Source organism: Dokdonella koreensis DS-123, from assembly GCF_001632775.1.
Taxonomy (GTDB): Bacteria; Pseudomonadota; Gammaproteobacteria; order Xanthomonadales; family Rhodanobacteraceae; genus Dokdonella; species Dokdonella koreensis.
Genome location: NZ_CP015249.1, coordinates 1,956,590 through 1,973,418 on the forward strand (window position 1 = coordinate 1,956,590; position 16,829 = coordinate 1,973,418).

At 70.8% G+C, this 16,829-nt stretch carries 15 protein-coding genes; 14 read left to right on the forward strand and 1 reads right to left on the reverse strand.

Annotated features, from left to right (window positions below):
- Positions 1-82 precede the first annotated feature (82 nt).
- From serC to aroA, 4 genes are all read left to right on the forward strand, one after another.
- Complete coding sequence (gene serC / locus I596_RS07885) at positions 83-1,165, forward strand: 3-phosphoserine/phosphohydroxythreonine transaminase (protein ID WP_067646128.1); 1,083 nt, start codon at positions 83-85, stop codon at positions 1,163-1,165.
- Between the two features lie 37 nt (positions 1,166-1,202).
- On the forward strand, positions 1,203-2,309 hold the full coding sequence (gene pheA / locus I596_RS07890; protein ID WP_067646130.1) for a prephenate dehydratase: 1,107 nt from the start codon (positions 1,203-1,205) through the stop codon (positions 2,307-2,309).
- Complete coding sequence (gene hisC / locus I596_RS07895; protein WP_067646132.1) at positions 2,306-3,418, forward strand: histidinol-phosphate transaminase; 1,113 nt, start codon at positions 2,306-2,308, stop codon at positions 3,416-3,418. Before pheA ends, hisC begins: the two co-directional genes overlap by 4 nt.
- 97 nt (positions 3,419-3,515) lie before the next feature.
- The gene (gene aroA / locus I596_RS07900; protein WP_067646134.1) at positions 3,516-4,829 is read left to right on the forward strand and encodes a 3-phosphoshikimate 1-carboxyvinyltransferase; all 1,314 of its coding nucleotides are present in this window, start codon (positions 3,516-3,518) and stop codon (positions 4,827-4,829) included.
- 10 nt (positions 4,830-4,839) lie between these two features.
- On the opposite strand, the gene I596_RS07905 is transcribed toward aroA, so the two are convergent.
- Complete coding sequence (locus I596_RS07905) at positions 4,840-5,271, reverse strand: universal stress protein (RefSeq protein ID WP_067646136.1); 432 nt, start codon at positions 5,269-5,271, stop codon at positions 4,840-4,842.
- A gap of 297 nt (positions 5,272-5,568) precedes the next feature.
- On the opposite strand from I596_RS07905, the gene cmk reads away from it, so the two are divergent.
- The 10 genes from cmk to rng all read left to right on the forward strand — a co-directional run bounded on the left by cmk (position 5,569) and on the right by rng (position 16,829).
- Positions 5,569-6,258, forward strand: coding sequence for a (d)CMP kinase (cmk, locus tag I596_RS07910; RefSeq protein ID WP_083965452.1), 690 nt, complete (start codon positions 5,569-5,571; stop codon positions 6,256-6,258).
- A gap of 153 nt (positions 6,259-6,411) precedes the next feature.
- On the forward strand, positions 6,412-8,088 hold the full coding sequence (gene rpsA / locus I596_RS07915) for a 30S ribosomal protein S1 (RefSeq protein ID WP_067646138.1): 1,677 nt from the start codon (positions 6,412-6,414) through the stop codon (positions 8,086-8,088).
- Positions 8,088-8,507, forward strand: coding sequence for an integration host factor subunit beta (locus I596_RS07920; protein WP_257722439.1), 420 nt, complete (start codon positions 8,088-8,090; stop codon positions 8,505-8,507). The genes rpsA and I596_RS07920 overlap by 1 nt, the downstream gene beginning before the upstream one ends.
- A 54-nt stretch (positions 8,508-8,561) precedes the next feature.
- A complete protein-coding gene (locus tag I596_RS07925; protein WP_067646141.1) occupies positions 8,562-8,852 on the forward strand; it encodes a lipopolysaccharide assembly protein LapA domain-containing protein in 291 nt (96 codons plus the stop codon).
- A complete protein-coding gene (lapB, locus tag I596_RS07930; protein ID WP_067646143.1) occupies positions 8,849-10,021 on the forward strand; it encodes a lipopolysaccharide assembly protein LapB in 1,173 nt (390 codons plus the stop codon). Before I596_RS07925 ends, lapB begins: the two co-directional genes overlap by 4 nt.
- Positions 10,022-10,031: 10 nt before the next feature.
- Positions 10,032-11,156: a glycosyltransferase family 4 protein gene (locus I596_RS07935; RefSeq protein ID WP_067646144.1), complete on the forward strand. Its 1,125-nt coding sequence runs from the start codon at positions 10,032-10,034 to the stop codon at positions 11,154-11,156.
- The gene (locus tag I596_RS07940) at positions 11,153-13,042 is read left to right on the forward strand and encodes a polysaccharide biosynthesis protein (protein WP_067646146.1); all 1,890 of its coding nucleotides are present in this window, start codon (positions 11,153-11,155) and stop codon (positions 13,040-13,042) included. The genes I596_RS07935 and I596_RS07940 overlap by 4 nt, the downstream gene beginning before the upstream one ends.
- 119 nt (positions 13,043-13,161) lie before the next feature.
- On the forward strand, positions 13,162-14,034 hold the full coding sequence (gene galU, locus I596_RS07945) for a UTP--glucose-1-phosphate uridylyltransferase GalU (RefSeq protein WP_067646148.1): 873 nt from the start codon (positions 13,162-13,164) through the stop codon (positions 14,032-14,034).
- 82 nt (positions 14,035-14,116) lie between these two features.
- Entirely contained in the window at positions 14,117-15,283 is a 1,167-nt protein-coding gene (locus tag I596_RS07950) for a trans-sulfuration enzyme family protein (protein WP_067646149.1), read from the forward strand.
- A 67-nt stretch (positions 15,284-15,350) separates the two neighbouring features.
- A complete protein-coding gene (rng, locus tag I596_RS07955; protein ID WP_067646151.1) occupies positions 15,351-16,829 on the forward strand; it encodes a ribonuclease G in 1,479 nt (492 codons plus the stop codon).

Sequence of the window (16,829 nt, forward strand, 5' to 3'; positions counted from 1 at the left end):
CGTCGCTGCCGGCTTGCCGCGCCGCAGCAACGCAGACTACTCTTGCTCGTTCCCTGACCGTCCTGTGCGCCGGAGTGGCCCCGTGAGTCGATGCTTCAATTTCAGCGCCGGTCCGGCCGCCTTGCCGGAGGCGGTGTTGCGCCAGGCGCAGGCCGAGCTGCTCGAATGGAACGGCGTCGGCGCCTCGGTGATGGAGATCAGCCATCGCGGCAAGGACTTCATGGCGCTGGCCGCCACGGCCGAGCAGGACCTGCGCGACCTGCTGGCGATCCCGGACGGCTACAAGGTGCTGTTCCTGCAGGGCGGGGCGACCCAGCATTTCGCGCAGATCCCGATGAACATCGCGCGCCGCGACCAGGTCGCCGACTACGTGCTGACCGGTGCCTGGAGCGAGAAGGCGGCGCGCGAGGCGTCTCCCTACGTCACCGTCCGCGTCGCCGCGAGCGCGCAGGACGGCGGCTACACCGGCCTGCCGGCGGCCGGGCGGTGGCGGCTCGATCCGTCGGCGGCCTACGTCCACCTCGTCAGCAACGAGACGATCCACGGCGTGCAGTTCGACCCACTGCCCGACACCGGCGACGTGCCGCTGGTGGCCGACATGTCCTCGGACATCCTGTCGCGGCCGATCGACGTCGCCCGCTACGGGCTGATCTACGCCGGCGCGCAGAAGAACATCGGCGCCTCCGGCCTGGTCGTCCTGATCGTCCGTGACGACCTGCTGGCGCGCAGCCCGGCCGACATCGCCCGGATCTTCAGCTATGCCGAGCACGCCGCGCAGGGCTCGTTGCTCAATACGCCCAACACCTTCGGCTGGTACCTGGCGGGCCTGGTGTTCAAGTGGCTCAAGGCGCAGGGCGGCGTCGCCGCGATGGCCGCGCGCAACCGCGAGAAGGCGGCCTTGCTGTACGACGCGATCGACGCCTCCGGCTTCTACCGCAATACGGTCGATCCGGCGGCACGCTCGCTGATGAACGTGCCGTTCACGCTGCCGCGCGCCGACCTCGATGCGGCCTTCCTGCGCGAGTCGCACGCGGCGGGCCTGCTCGCCCTCAAGGGGCACAAGCTGGTCGGCGGCATGCGCGCCTCGCTCTACAACGCCGTGCCGCTCGAAGCGGTGCAGGCCCTGGTCGGCTTCATGCGCGATTTCGCCAGCCGCCACGGTTGACGGCGCCTCCCTCCTTTCACGCCCACGCCTTCCGCCCATGAGCACCGACGACACCCCGCAACCGCCCTTGAGCCTGCCCGAGGTGCGCGCGCGCATCGACGGCATCGACCGCAGCATCCAGGAGCTGATCGCCGAGCGCGCGCGCTTCGCCCATCAGGTCGGGCTGGCCAAGGGCCCGCTCGCCGCCGCGGTGGACTACTACCGGCCCGAGCGCGAGGCGCAGGTGCTGCGCATGGTGGTGGACCGCAACCAGGGACCGCTCAGTGACGAGGTCCTGGTGCACGTGTTCCGCGAGATCATGTCGGCCTGCCTGGCCCAGCAGGAGCCGCTGAAGATCGGCTTCCTCGGGCCGGAAGGCACCTTCAGCCAGCAGGCGGTGCTCAAGCACTTCGGCCGCTCCGCGCACGGCATGCCGATGGCCAGCATCGAGGAGGTGTTCCAGGAGGTCGAGAACGGCAATGCCGATTTCGGCGTCGTGCCGGTCGAGAACTCCGGCCAGGGCACGATCCAGGTCACGCTCGACATGTTCCTGACCTCCGGCCTCAGGATCTGCGGCGAGGTGGAGCTGCGCGTGCACCAGTTCCTGCTTTCGCGCAGCGGCCGCATCGAGGACATCGAGCGGATCTACTCGCACCCGCAGTCCTTCGCCCAGACGCAGGCCTGGCTGCGCGGCAACCTGCCCAAGGCCGAGAAGATCCCGGTGTCGAGCAATGCCGAGGGCGCGCGCCGCGCGCGCAATGCCGACGACGCGGCCGCGATCGCCGGCGAGTCGGCCGGCCACGTGTACGGCCTGCGCAAGGTCATCATGAGCCCGATCGAGGACAACAAGGACAACACGACGCGGTTCCTGGTGCTCGGCCGGCAGCTGTTCCCGGCGTCGGGCCACGACCGCACCTCGGTGCTGGTGTTCATCAAGGACCAGCCCGGCGCGCTGTTCAACGTGCTCAGCCCGTTCGCGCGGCACGGCATCAGCATGAACCGCATCGAGTCGCGGCCCTCGCACCAGGCCAAGTGGGAGTACGCGTTCTTCATCGACCTGGCCGGCCACGTCGAGGACGCGCCGATGCAGCGCGCCCTGGCCGAGCTCGACGCGTACGCGGCGCAGATCAAGGTGCTCGGCTCCTATCCGGTCGCCGTGCCGTGAGCTTCGACGCGGCGCACCTGGCCAATCGGGCCACTGCGGCGCTGCGCGCCTACGATCCGGGACACGACCTGCCGGCGCTGCGCCGGCTGCACGGCGCGCTGCTGGCGGAGCTGGGCTCCAACGAGAATCCGCTCGGCGCCAGCCCGCGCGCCCTGGCGGCGGTGCAGGCGGGACTGGCGGCCAGCTTCCGCTACCCGGACCCCAAGGGTGGCGACCTCAAGCGCGCCCTGGCGGCCCGGTTGCAGGTCGACGAGGCGCGCATCGCGCTCGGCAACGGCTCGCACGAGCTGCTGATGCTGCTCGCGCAGTGCTTCGCCGATGCCGCGACCTCGGTGGTCCATTCGCAGTTCGGGTTCGCGGTGTTCGCGATCGCCACCGCCGCCGCCGGCGCGCAGGGCCTGCGCGTGCCGGCCTTGCCCGGCGACCATCCGTCGATGCCCTACGGACACGACCTGGCGGCCATCGCCGCCGCGGTCCGGCCGGACACGCGCCTGGTGTTCCTCGCCAACCCGAACAACCCCACCGGCGGCTGGTTCGCGGACGCCGAGCTGGAGGCGCTGCTGGCGCGGACGCCGCCGTCGGCCCTGGTCGTCGTCGACGAGGCCTATCACGAGTTCGCCGACGCCGCCGGGCCGCGCAGCGCGCTGCGCTTCGCCGACCGCCATCCGAACCTGGTCGTCACGCGCACGTTCTCCAAGGCCTACGCCCTGGCGGGCCTGCGCGTGGGCTACCTGGTCGCGCATCCCAGCGTGGTCGGCGTGATCGAGCGGCTGCGCGAATCGTTCAACGTCAACGGCCTGGCGCTGGCCGCCGCCGAAGCGGCGCTCGGCGACGAGGCGCACCTGCGCGAGGTCCGCCAGTGGACCTTTGCCGAGCGGGCCTGGCTGGCCGGCGAACTGGCGGCGCGCGGCTATCGCGTGCTGCCGTCGCAGACGAATTTCCTGCTGGTCGATCTCGGCGTCGACGCCACCGCGCTGGAGGCCGCGCTGTTCCGGCAGGCGGTGATCGTGCGTCCGATGGCCGGCTACGGGCTTGCGCATACGCTGCGCATCAGCGTCGGCAGCCGCGCCGAGAACGCGCGCCTGCTGGCGGCGCTGCCGTCCCGATGAGGGCCGTCGCCGCCCTCGTGCCCGCCGTCGCCGCGCCGTGCATCGCCAACTGCAGGTGCCGCGCTCGCCGTAGTGCCGTTTCCAGGAGTGGATTGGAATGAAGCCGATCGATTGGTCCAGCACGTCCGCGGCGCCGCTGCGCGGCGAGCTGGTGGTGCCGGGCGACAAGTCGGTGTCGCATCGGGCGGTCATGCTCGCAGCACTGGCCGACGGCGTCTCGCGCATCGACGGCTTCCTGGAGGGCGAGGACACGCGCGCCACTGCCGCCGCGTTCGCCCGCATGGGCGTGCGGATCGAGACCCCGTCGCCGTCGTGCCGGCGGGTGCACGGCGTGGGCCTGCACGGCCTGCGCGCGCCGGACGGCCCGATCGACTGCGGCAATGCCGGTACCGGCATGCGCCTGCTGGCCGGTGTGCTGGCCGGCCAGCGCTTCGACACCGTGCTGACCGGCGATGCCTCGCTGTCGCGCCGGCCGATGGGACGCGTGATCGAGCCGCTGGCGCGCATGGGCGCATCGATCCAGGCCCAGGCCGGCGGCCTGCCGCCGCTGCACATCGCCGGCGGCCGTGCCCTGCACGGCGCGCTGCAGGTGCTGCCGGTGGCCAGCGCGCAGGTGAAATCGGCCGTGCTGCTGGCCGGGCTCTACGCCGAGGGCGAGACCGAGGTGCGTGAGGTCCACCCGACCCGCGACTACACCGAGCGGATGCTGGCGGCCTTCGGCTGGCCGGTCGCGTTCGGCGAAGGCTGGGCGCGGCTTTCCGGCGGCCATCGCCTGTGCGCGGCCGACGTCCGGGTCCCGGCGGATTTCTCGTCGGCCGCCTTCTTCCTGGTCGCCGCCTCGCTGGTGCCCGGCTCGGAGCTGCTGCTGCGCGCGGTCGGCCTCAATCCGCGGCGGACCGGCCTGCTGACGGCGCTGCGGCTGATGGGCGCGGACATCGCCGAGGAGCGTCGGCGCGAGGAGGGCGAGGAGGCCGTGGCCGACCTGCGCGTGCGCCATGCGCCCTTGCGCGGCATCGACCTGCCGGTCGGGCTGGTGCCGGACATGATCGACGAGCTGCCGGTGTTCTTCATCGCCGCGGCCGCCGCCGCCGGCACCACCCGGGTCACCGGCGCGGCCGAGCTGCGCGTGAAGGAGTCGGACCGCATCGCGACGATGGCGGTCGGCCTGGCGGCGCTGGGCGTGGCAGTGGAGGAGCGCCCCGACGGCGCGATCGTCCACGGCGGGCCGATCGGCGGCGGGCGTATCGACAGCCACGGCGACCACCGCGTGGCGATGAGCTTCGCCGTGGCCGGCCTCGTGGCCGGCGGTGCCGTGACGATCGGCGACTGCGCGAACGTCGCCACCTCGTTCCCGGGCTTCGTCGAGCTGGCCAACGGCTGCGGTTTCGCGCTGTCGACGCAGCCCGACTGACCGCGTCCGTTCAGCGGTAGACCAGGACCGGGATCGTCGAGTGGGTCAGCACCTTCTGCGTCTCGCTGCCGAGCAGGGCGGCGGACAGGCCGCGCCGGCCGTGCGAGGCCATCAGGATCAGGTCGCAGCCGTGGGCGGTCGCCGCCTCGATGATGCCGGACCAGACCGTGTCGCACGGTGCGGCGGCCGTCTCGCACGGCACGCCGGCCGCCGCCGCGGCGCGGGCGACGGCATTCGCATGGCGTTGCGCGCCCGCGAGCGCCTGGGCACGGAACTGCTCCGGATCGACCAGGGTGTATTCGGCGAACGACAGCGCATAGGCCTCGGCGCCGCAGTAGCCGACGAGGCCGGCGCCGAGCGCGGTGGCCAGCTCGACCGCGCCCGCGATCGCCTTGTGCGACAGCGCGCTGCCGTCGGTCGGGACCAGGATCTTCTTGAACATGGCGGTTCTCCACGGATCCAGCAGGGGCTGGGAAAGGGCTGTCCTGCCCGCTCCCGGCTCGGACGGTCGCGCGGATCGGCGGCTGGCGCCGGCGGCCCGCACGCGCCCCATCCCGGGGGCGCGCCGGCAGGCCGTTCCTCGACCGCCGGCCGGCGATGCCTAGCTTGATCCTTTCGGTGCCGGCGGTCTTGACGCCGGTCAAGCGCCCCCGGTGTGGCAGCCGGGTCCGGGGCAGGGCACCGGGTTCCAAAACCGGCGTCACGTTCTAGAATGTGCGATTCCGCTCGAGGACCGCCCATGACGCCGGCATCGCCCCTGGCCGCCCCGGTACTGACGATCGACGGTCCTTCCGGCTCCGGCAAGGGCACCATCAGCCGCCTGGTGGCCGATGCGCTGGGCTGGCACCTGCTCGATTCGGGCGCCCTGTACCGGGCGGTCGGCTACGCCGCCGGCATGGCCGGGCTGGACCTGTCCGACACCGAGGCGGTCACGCGCTGCGCGCAGATCACCAAGATCGCGTTCCGCGACCCGAAGGACGGCGGCGAGACACGGGTGGTCGTCAACGGGCACGACGCCACCGACGAGCTGCGCACCGAGACCGCCGGCGCGGCGGCCTCGGCGATCGCCGCGATCCCGGGGGTGCGTGCCGCGCTGTTCGAGCGCCAGCGCGGCTTCCGCAAGGCGCCCGGCCTGGTGGCCGACGGCCGCGACATGGGCACCGTGATCTTTCCGGACGCCCCGCACAAGGTGTTTCTGACCGCCAGTGCGGCCGAGCGCGCGCGCCGCCGGCATAAACAGTTGAAAGAAAAGGGGTTGAACGTTACACTCGCATCCCTTTTGCATGAAATCGAGGCGCGCGACGCGCGCGACGCCGCCCGTGTGGTGGCGCCGCTCAAGCCGGCACCCGATGCCGTACTCATCGACACGACCGGTATTCCGGTCGGTGCGGTGGTGGCGCGGGTGCTGGACTTGTTGCGTCCGGCCTGAGCAAGCGAGAGGAAAGGTCCGGCGCATCCGCGCCGGGAAACATACACGGCGCCCGCCCGCAGCGGACGCCCTCGACAGGTGGATCGCGTCTCGTCCCGCCATCGGAAATGCGCGGAGACGGCTGCGATCTGTTGTCTTCAACTGGATACCAACATGACCGAAAGTTTTGCTGAGCTGTTCGAACAGAGCCAGTCCTCGCTGGCCAAGCTGCGCTCCGGCGCCATCGTTTCCGGCATCGTCGTCGACATCCGCAACGACGTCGTCGTCGTCAACGCGGGCCTGAAGTCCGAAGGCATCATTCCGATCGAGCAGTTCAAGAACGATCAGGGCGAGCTGGAAATCAGCCTCGGCGACGAAGTCAAGGTCGCCCTCGACTCCATCGAGAACGGCTTCGGCGAGACGATGCTCTCGCGCGAGAAGGCCAAGCGCTCGCTGGTGTGGGACGAGCTCGAAGAGGCGCAGACCGCCAATGCCGCCATCACCGGCCGGATCTCCGGCAAGGTCAAGGGTGGCTTCACCGTCGACATCAAGGACGTCCGTGCGTTCCTGCCGGGCTCGCTGGTCGACGTGCGGCCGGTGCGCGACCCGTCCTACCTCGAGGGCAAGGAACTCGAGTTCAAGATCATCAAGCTCGACCGCAAGCGCAACAATGTGGTGGTCTCGCGTCGCGCGGTGGTCGAGAGCGAGTTCAGCGTCGAGCGCGAGCAGCTGCTCGATCGTCTGCAGGAGGGCGCGGTCGTCAAGGGCGTCGTCAAGAACCTCACCGACTACGGTGCGTTCGTCGACCTCGGCGGCATCGACGGCCTGCTGCACATCACCGACATGGCCTGGAAGCGCGTGCGCCATCCGTCCGAAGTCGTCAACGTCGGCGACGAGCTGGACGTGCGCGTGCTCAAGTTCGACCGCGAGCGCAACCGCGTCAGCCTCGGCCTCAAGCAGCTGGGCGAGGATCCGTGGGTCGCGATCTCGCGCCGCTACCCGACCGGTACGCGCCTGTTCGGCAAGGTCAGCAACGTCACCGACTACGGCTGCTTCGTCGAGCTGGAGCCGGGCGTCGAAGGCCTGGTGCACGTCTCGGAAATGGACTGGACCAACAAGAACGTCAACCCGGGCAAGATGGTCCAGGTCGGCGACGAGGTCGAGGTCATGGTCCTGGACGTCGACGAGGAGCGTCGCCGCATCTCGCTCGGCATGAAGCAGACCCGCGCCAACCCGTGGGAAGCCTTCGCCGCGATCCACAAGAAGAACGACAAGGTCATCGGCACGATCAAGTCGATCACCGACTTCGGCATCTTCGTGGGCCTGGACGGCGGCATCGACGGCCTCGTGCACCTGTCCGACATCTCCTGGCAGACCACCGGTGAAGACCTGGTCCGCAACTTCAAGAAGGGCGAGGAGATCGAGGCGGTCGTGCTGGCGGTCGATCCGGAGCGCGAGCGCATCTCGCTCGGCGTCAAGCAGCTCGAGCAGGATCCGTTCGGCCAGTTCATGGCGGCGCATCCGCGCGGCAGCATCGTCAGCGGCACCGTCCGCGAAGTCGATGCACGCGGCGCCACGATCGACCTGGGCGACGGCGTCGAGGGCTACCTGCGCGCCAACGACATCGCCAAGGAGCGTGTCGAGGACGCCACGCAGTACCTCAAGGTCGGCGACACGGTCGAAGCCAAGTACACCGGCATGGACCGCAAGGGCCGCAGCCTGCAGCTTTCGATCCGCGCGAAGGACGAGGAAGAACTGCAGCAGACGCTCGAGGAGTACCAGAGCGCGTCCGGCGGCACGACCAAGCTGGGTGCGTTGCTCAAGGAGCAGCTCGGCCGCTCGGCCGACTGATCCACGCGTCACAGGGGCGCCGCCGTCTTCGTGCGGCGGGTGATGAAACAAACCCCGCTGCCCGCCTCCGGGCGGGCAGCGGCGGCCCACAACTAGAACGTTCCGCGTCGATGACCAAGTCGGAGTTGATTGAAGCGTTGGCCGCACGCCAGGTACACCTTGCGGCCAACGATGTGGAGCTGGCGGTCAAGAGCCTGCTCGAACAGATGAGCCAGGCGCTGGCCGACGGTGATCGTATCGAGATCCGCGGGTTCGGCAGCTTTTCGCTGCACTACCGCCCGCCGCGCATGGGGCGCAACCCCAAGACCGGCGACGCGGTGGCGCTGCCGGGCAAGCATGTGCCGCATTTCAAGCCCGGCAAGGAATTGCGTGAGCGCGTCAATGAGTCGGCCAAGCCGTTGTTGCCGCAGGGCGACTGAATCGCATAGCGGTCGGGCGGCGAAGGCCGCCGGCCGGTACCGGCAGGAGGGGCGATGCGCTCGGGCCTGACCGTTCTCCTGATCGTGCTGTTCGCCGCGTTCGGCGCCGTGTTCGGCGCGCTCAACGGCGACCCGGTCACCGTGGACCTGTACTTCACGCAGGCGACGCTGCCCAAGGGCGCGGCGTTGCTGACCGCCCTGGTGCTGGGCTGGCTTTCCGGCGGCTGCCTGGTCTGGTTCGCCCGCGGCCGCCGCGACCGGCGCCGTGCACGGGCGGCCGCGGCCCGGCCGCAACCGGCCGCCCCCGCAGGCGGCGACGATGCCGCGGTATCCGGTGGTGCATGAACGAACTGGCATTGCTGTTCCTGCTGCTGCCGGTCGCTGCGCTGTCGGGCTGGCTGCTCGGCCGGCGCGGTAGCGAGCGCAGTTCCGGCGCGCGCGTCAACGAGCTTTCCACCAGCTACTTCCGCGGCCTCAACTACCTGCTCAACGAGCAGCAGGACAAGGCGATCGAGGTCTTCCTCAAGCTGGCCGAGATCAACCGCGACACGGTCGAGACGCACCTGGCGCTGGGCAACCTGTTCCGCCGGCGCGGTGAGGTGGAGCGGGCGATCCGCGTCCACCAGCACCTGATCGCACGGCCCAACCTCAGCGAGTCGGAGAAGACCGTCGCCCTGCTCGAGCTCGGCGAGGACTACATGCGCGCCGGCCTGCTCGACCGCGCCGAGACGCTGTTCAGCGACCTGGTCGCCATGGATGCCCTCGCGCCGTCGGCGCTGCGCCACCTGATCGGCATCTACCAGCACGAGCGCGACTGGAACAAGGCGATCGAGCACGCACGCCGGCTGGAGAAGGCCAGCGGCGATTCGCAGGCGGCGATCGTCGCGCAGTTCTACTGCGAGCTGGCCGAGCAGGCGCGTGCGCAGGCGGACTGGGGCGCGGCGCTGGCCTATCTGGACCAGGCCGAGGGCGTCGAGGGGCGCTGCGTGCGCGCCAGCATCCTGCGCGGCCACATCGAGTCCGCGCGCGGCCACCTGCCCCAGGCGATCGGCGCGTTCGAGCGCGTCGCCGAGCAGGACGTGGACTACGTGCCGGAGATCCTGGCGCCGCTGCTGGACTGCTACGCGCGCGCGCAGCAGATGCAGCGCGCCGAGGCCTTCCTGCTCGAGATCAGCCAGCGCTACAAGGGCGTATCGCCGGTGCTGGCGCTGGCCAAGCTCTACGCCAGCACGCGCGGCGAGGCGGTCGCGATCGCCTACCTCAACCAGACGCTGCGCCAGCGTCCGTCGGTGCGCGCGCTGATCGCGCTGATCGACGTCAGCCTCGACCGCTCGCGCGGCGAGGCGCGCGAGAACCTGCTGCTGCTGCGCGACCTGGCCCGCAAGCTGCTCGAAGGCCAGGCGATGTACCGCTGCAACCGCTGCGGATTCGGCGCCAAGGCCCATCATTGGCAGTGCCCCAGCTGCAAGAGCTGGGAGTCGGTGCGGCCGATCCACGGCGTCGTCGGCGAGTAGGGCGGCAGGCATGCCCGCACCCTGGACGACCGCCCCGGTGCTGGCCGCGCTGGCGTTCGCGCTGTCGGCGGCCCTGACCTACGCGAGCATCGGCTACGCCCGCCGCCGCCGGCTGATCGACCTGCCCGGGCAACGCCGCTCGCATGCCGCGCCGACGCCGCGCGGCGGCGGCGTGGCGATCGTGGTGGCGGTCCTGCTCTGCGTCGGCGTGCCGATCGCGCTGTGGAGTCCAGACCGCTGGCCGGTGGTGCTGGCAATCGTGCTGGTCGCCGCGATCGGCTGGATCGACGACCACCGGCCGCTCGCGGCCGGCGTGCGCTTCGCGGTGCACTGGCTGGCCGCGCTGATCGTGTTCGCGCCGACGCTGCTGCAGTTCCTGGCGGCGCCCGGCGCGGCGATGGAGGCGTTTTCCGGCTCGTTCGGTGCGATCCTGGCCGCCTACCTGGTGGCCGGGCTCGTGGTCGGCCTGGTCATCGTCTGGAGCATCAACCTGCACAACTTCATGGACGGCATCGACGGCCTGCTGGCGGTGCAGGCGATCTTCGTGTTCGCCGTGCTGGCGGTCCTGCTCGGCCGCCACGGTGCGCCGGAGGCCGCGGCGGCAGCGGTGGTCATGGCGGCCGCCGTTGCCGGATTCGTGCCGTTCAACTTCCCGCACGCCCGGATCTTCATGGGCGACGTCGGCAGCGGCGTGCTCGGCCTGCTGATCGCCCTGGTCGGTTTCGCGCTCCTGGGGCAGGGCACGGCGGCGGTGGCCAGCGTCCTGATCGCCTGCTCGGCCTTCGTCGTCGACGCCACCGCCACCTTGCTCTCGCGCATGCTGCGGGGCCGGCGTTGGTATAGTGCGCACCGCGAGCACCTGTACCAATGGCTGGTACGCGCCGGTCGCAGCCATGCCCAGGTGGTGGGCCTCTACACCGGCTGGAACCTGTTCGTGGTGGTGCCGGTACTCTTCTGGATCAATCGCTTGCAGAACATTCCTTCCTCAGCGCCTGAATTTGCGTCCGCGACCGCGCCGCTCGCGTCCGGGCCGGCGTTGCTGGCGCTCGGCGGCGTCTACGGGCTGGGCGCGACGCTGTGGTGGGCCGGCAAGCGCGGCTGCCTGCGGCAGGTCCGCCAGCGGGGACGGCGATGACGCCGCGCAACGTGATGCTGGCGATCCACCCGCGCCTGGCCGTGGTCCTGCACGACCTGGCGATGGTATGGCTGGCCTGGCTGGCGGCCAACCTGGCCCGCTACTCGCTGCTGGCCGAACCGCCGCAGATCGGCTGGCTGACGCCGGAAGTGGGCCTGGTGCTGTTCGCGCAGGGCGCCGTGTTCTGGCTGACCGGCCTCTACAAGGGGCTGTGGCGCTTCGCCAGCCTGCCGGACCTCTGGAACATCGCGCGCGCCAGCGTGCTCGGCGCGCTCGCCGCGGCCCTGGTCCTGTTCTTCTACAACCGCCTCGACAGCGTGCCGCGCGCCGTACTGGTGATCTATCCGCTGGTGCTGTCGGTGCTGCTGGGCGGGCCGCGGCTGCTGTACCGCTACTGGAAGGACAGCCATCTGGATTTCGGCAGCGGGCGTTCGGCGCAGCGCGTGCTGGTGCTCGGGGCCGGGCGCGCCGGCGCCGCCCTGGTGCGCGACCTGCTGCACGAGAACCGCTACCGGCCGGTCGGCGTGCTCGACGACGACACCAAGCTGCGTGGCGGTCGCGTCCACGGCGTGCCGGTGCTCGGCGGGCTGGCCGACCTGCAGGTGCTGGCGCGCGAGACCGCGGCGCAGATGCTGCTGATCGCGATGCCGTCGGCGACCAATGCGCAGATGCGACGGGTCGTGGGCTTCTGTGAGGACACCGGCCTGCCGTTCCGCACGGTGCCGCGCCTGGAGGACATCGTCGCCGGCCGCTCCAGCTTCAACGAACTCAAGGAAGTCGCGATCGAGGACCTGCTCGGCCGCGACCCGGTCCAGCTCGACTGGACCGCGATCCGCACCGGCATTTCCGGCAAGCGCGTGCTGGTCACCGGCGGCGGCGGGTCGATCGGCTCGGAGCTGTGCCGGCAGGTGGCGCGGCTGGGTGCCGGTACGCTGACGATCATCGAGCAGTCCGAGTACAACCTCTACCGGATCGAGCAGGAGCTGCGGCGGGAGTACCCGGACCTGCTGCTGGACCCGCGCGTCGGTGACTGCGGCGACGCGATCGCCTGCGAGCGCGCGTTCGCCAGTGCGCGGCCGGAGGTGGTCTTCCACGCCGCCGCCTACAAGCACGTGCCGCTGCTGCAGGGGCAGGTGCGCGAGGCCTTCCGCAACAACGTGCTGGCGACCCAGGTCGTCGCCGAGGCGGCCGACCGGCACGGCGCCGGCAGCTTCGTGCTGATCTCGACCGACAAGGCGGTCAACCCGTCGAGCGTGATGGGCGCCTGCAAGCGCGTGGCGGAGTTGTTCTGCCAGAACTTCGCGGCACAGTCGCGCACGCGCTTCATCACGGTGCGGTTCGGCAACGTGCTCGATTCGGCCGGTTCGGTGGTGCCGCTGTTCCGCGAGCAGATCCGCGCGGGCGGCCCGCTGACGGTGACGCACCCGGAGATCTCGCGCTACTTCATGACGATTCCCGAAGCCGCGCAGCTGATCCTGCAGGCCTGCGTACTCGGCCGCGGCGGCGAGATCTTCGCGCTGGACATGGGCGAGCCGGTGCAGGTGCGCTACCTGGCCGAACAGATGATCCGCCTGGCCGGCAAGCAGCCCGGCCGCGACATCGGCATCGTCTTCACCGGCCTGCGCCCCGGCGAGAAGCTGTTCGAGGAACTGTTCCATCCGCACGAGAACTACCAGCAGACCGCCCACGCCAAGATCTTCCTGGCGCAGCCGCGGCTGATGGCCTGGGGCCTGCTGCAGAGCCAGTTGCGCCAGGGCGCGACCGCCTGCCGCGACTACGACGAGGAGGCGCTGCGCCGCCTGCTCGATGCGCTCCTGCCGGAGTTCGCCGCGCGCCCGCCCGCGGGCGACGCGCAGGTGCTGGCGCTCGGCGAGCGCGGCCCTTGAGCGTGGCCTGGCGACGCCGGCCTCCCGCGAGCGCGGCACCGACGCGCCGCAGGGCCCGCCGCGTGCGGCGATCCGCACCTTCCGGTTTCGCATCTTCACCTTCCGTTTGAGGACATCCCGTGAGCTCTAGCCGCCTGCGCAAGGTCGTCTTTCCGGTCGCCGGCCTCGGTACCCGGTTCCTGCCCGCCACCAAGGTGGTCGCCAAGGAGATGCTGCCGGTCCTGGACCGGCCGCTGATCCAGTACGCGGTCGACGAGGCCGTCGACGCCGGCGCCGACACGCTGATCTTCGTCACCAACCGCTACAAGCACGCGATCGCCGACTATTTCGACAAGGCCTACGAGCTGGAAGCCAAGCTGGCCCAGTCCGGCAAGGACGAGCTGCTCGCGCTGGTGCAGGGCACCCTGCCGCGCAACGTGCGCTGCGTGTTCGTGACCCAGCCCGAGGCGCTCGGCCTGGGGCATGCCGTGCTCTGCGCGCGCCCGGTGGTCGGCGACGAGCCGTTCGGCGTGGTCCTGGCCGACGACCTGATCTGGAACCGTGGCGCCGGCGCGCTGCGCCAGATGGCCGAGGTGGCCGCGCGCGAGGACGCCGGCGTGCTGGCGGTGGAGGAAGTGCCGCGCGAGCAGACCCACAAGTACGGCATCGTCGATGCCGAGCCGCTCTCCGAGCGGGCGGCGCGGGTGCGCCTGGTGGTCGAGAAACCCAAGCCCGAGGTGGCGCCGTCGAACCTGGCGATCGTCGGCCGCTACGTGCTGCCCGGCCGCATCTTCGAGCTGCTCGAGCGCACGCGCCCCGGCGCCGGCGGCGAGATCCAGCTGACCGACGCGATCGAGGCGCTGCTGCAGGAGCGGCCGGTGCTCGCGTACCGCTTCGAGGGCCGGCGGTTCGACTGCGGCAACAAGCTGGGCCTGGTCCAGGCCACGCTGCACATGGCGCTGGAGGACCCGCAGATCGCGGCAGCCACGCGCGCCTTCGTCGACACGCTCTGACCCGCCGGCGGTCGCGGCGCGGCCGGTCGGACCGGTGCCGTGCCGCATCCGGCGCTGGCGATCTTCCCGGGAGCCCTCGGCCATGGACCTGAGCTACATCCTCAACCACCTCGGCGAGGACCGCGCCAGCTACCACGGCGCGGTGGCGCCGCCGCTGGTGCAATCCTCGATCTTCGCGTTCCCGAGCGTCGCGGACATGCGGGCCGGTTTCCGCGACGAGTACGCGCAGCACATGTACACGCGCGGCAACAACCCGACCGTGGCGATGCTGCGGCGCAAGCTGGCGGCGCTGGAAGGCGCCGAGGACTGCCTGGTCTTCGGCAGCGGCGCCGCGGCGATGGCTGCCGGCGTGATCGCCTGCGTCGGGCAGGGCGACCACGTGGTCTGCGTGGCCCGGCCGTACAGCTGGACGCGCAGCCTGCTGCAGGATTTCCTGCCACGGTTCGGCGTCGGCGCCAGTTTCGTCGACGGGACCGACAGCGCGGCCTTCGAGGCGGCGCTGACGCCGCGCACGCGCCTGATCGTGCTGGAAAGCCCCAACTCGATGACGTTCGAGCAGCAGGACCTGGCCGCGGTCGCGGCGCTGGCCCGCCGGCACGGCATCCGCACGCTGTGCGACAACAGCCACGCCACGCCGCTGAACCAGTCGCCGATCGCGCTCGGCATCGACCTGGTCGCCCATTCGGCGACCAAGTACCTCAACGGCCACAGCGACGTGGTCGCCGGCGCGCTGTGCGGCGAGGCGGCCCTGCTGCGCGCCGTGTTCAAGGGGCCGTACATGACCCTCGGCGCCATCCTGTCGCCGCACGACGCCTGGCTGCTGCTGCGGGGCCTGAGGACGCTGGAGATCCGCATGCAGCGCGTCGCCGCCAGCACGCGCGAGGTGCTGGCCTGGCTCGAGAGGCAGCCGCGCATCCGGCGCGTGTGGTCGCCGCAGGCCGCGGACAATCCGCAGCTGGGCTTGAGCGAGCGCCAGCTGCGCGGCGCCAGCGGCCTGGTCACGATCGACCTGGACGCCGCCGACGTGGCGGCCGTGGAGCGGTTCTGCGACGGCCTGGAACGGTTCCTGATGACCGTTTCCTGGGGCGGCTACGAGTCGCTGGCGTTCCCGGTCTGTGCGGTCTTCCCGCCCGGCGCGCCGCTGCGGCCGGCGGCCGGGCTGCCGCTCAGCCTGGTCCGCCTGTCGATCGGTCTGGAAGACCCCGGCATCCTGATCGCCGATCTCGAACAGGCGCTGACGCGGCTTTGAAAGCCGATTCGACAAGACCGCCGCGGCCGGCTATAAATCCGTTCAATATTCTCTCCTAACTCCTTTTGTGTCCGAAGAAATCCTCATCAACGTGACGCCCCGCGAGACCCGTGTGGCCCTGGTCGAGAACGGCATGTTGCAGGAGGTGCTGGTCGAGCGGTCGAGCCGGCGCGGCTACGTCGGCAACATCTACAAGGGCCGCATCAGCCGCGTCATGCCGGGCATGCAGGCGGCCTTCGTCGAGGTGGGGCTGCAGCGCACCGCCTTCCTGCACGCCTCGGACATCGTCCGGCCGTCGCTGCCGATCGTCGCCGACAACGGCGACCTGCTGCCGCCGCTGCCGCCGCCGATCGGCGAGCTGGTGCGCGAAGGGCAGGAGGTCATCGTCCAGATCGTCAAGGACCCGATCGGCACCAAGGGCGCGCGCCTGACCACGCATCTTTCGATTCCTTCGCGCTACCTGGTCCTGCTGCCGTACAGCAAGGTGCTGGGCGTGTCCGCACGGATCGAGGTCGAGGAGGAGCGCGCGCGCCTGAAGGAAATGCTGGCCGGCCTGGTCGGCGAGAGTCCGCTCGGCTACATCGTGCGCACCAACGCCGAAGGCCAGGCCGGCGAATCGCTGGCCGAGGACGTGGCCTACCTCGGGCGGCTGTGGGCCGCGGTGCAGGACAGCGCGGCCAAGGCGCGCGTGGGCGAATGCGTCTACGAGGACCTGGCCCTGGCGCAGCGCGCGTTGCGCGACCTGATGCGGCCCTCGATCGAGAAGGTCCGCATCGACTCGCGCGAGACGCTCGAGCGCGCCCAGCGCTTCGTCGCCCAGTTCATGCCGGAGCTGGCCGAGCGGGTGGAACATTACCCGGGCGAGCGGCCGATCTTCGACCTCTACGGCGTCGAGGACGAGATCCAGAAGGCGCTGCGCAAGGAGGTGCCGCTCAAGTCCGGCGGCTATCTGATCGTCGACCAGACCGAGGCGATGACCACGATCGACGTCAACACCGGTGCCTTCCTCGGCAGCCGCAACCTCGAGGAAACGGTGTTCCGCACCAACCTGGAGGCGGCCCAGGCCGCGGCGCGGCAGCTGCGCCTGCGCAACCTCGGCGGCATCATCATCATCGACTTCATCGACATGACCGATGAGGAGCACAAGCGCCAGGTGATCCGCCTGCTGGAGAAGGCGCTGGCGCGCGACCATGCCAAGACGACGGTCTACGAGATGTCCGAGCTCGGCCTGGTCGAGATGACGCGCAAGCGCACCACCGAGAGCCTGGAACGGCAGCTGTGCGAGCCGTGCCCGGCCTGTGCCGGCCGCGGCAGCCTCAAGACCGCCGAGACCGTCACTTACGAGATCTTCCGCGAGATCACCCGCGCGGTGCGCCAGTTCGAGGCGGCCAAGCTGCTGGTGCTGGCCGCGCCGAAGGTCGTCGGCCGCATCCTCGACGAGGAAGGCGCGGCAGTGGCGGAGCTGGAGGAATTCATCGGCAAGACGATCCGCTTCCAGGCCGAGGAGCACTACTCGCAGGAGCAGTACGATGTCGTACTGCTCTGA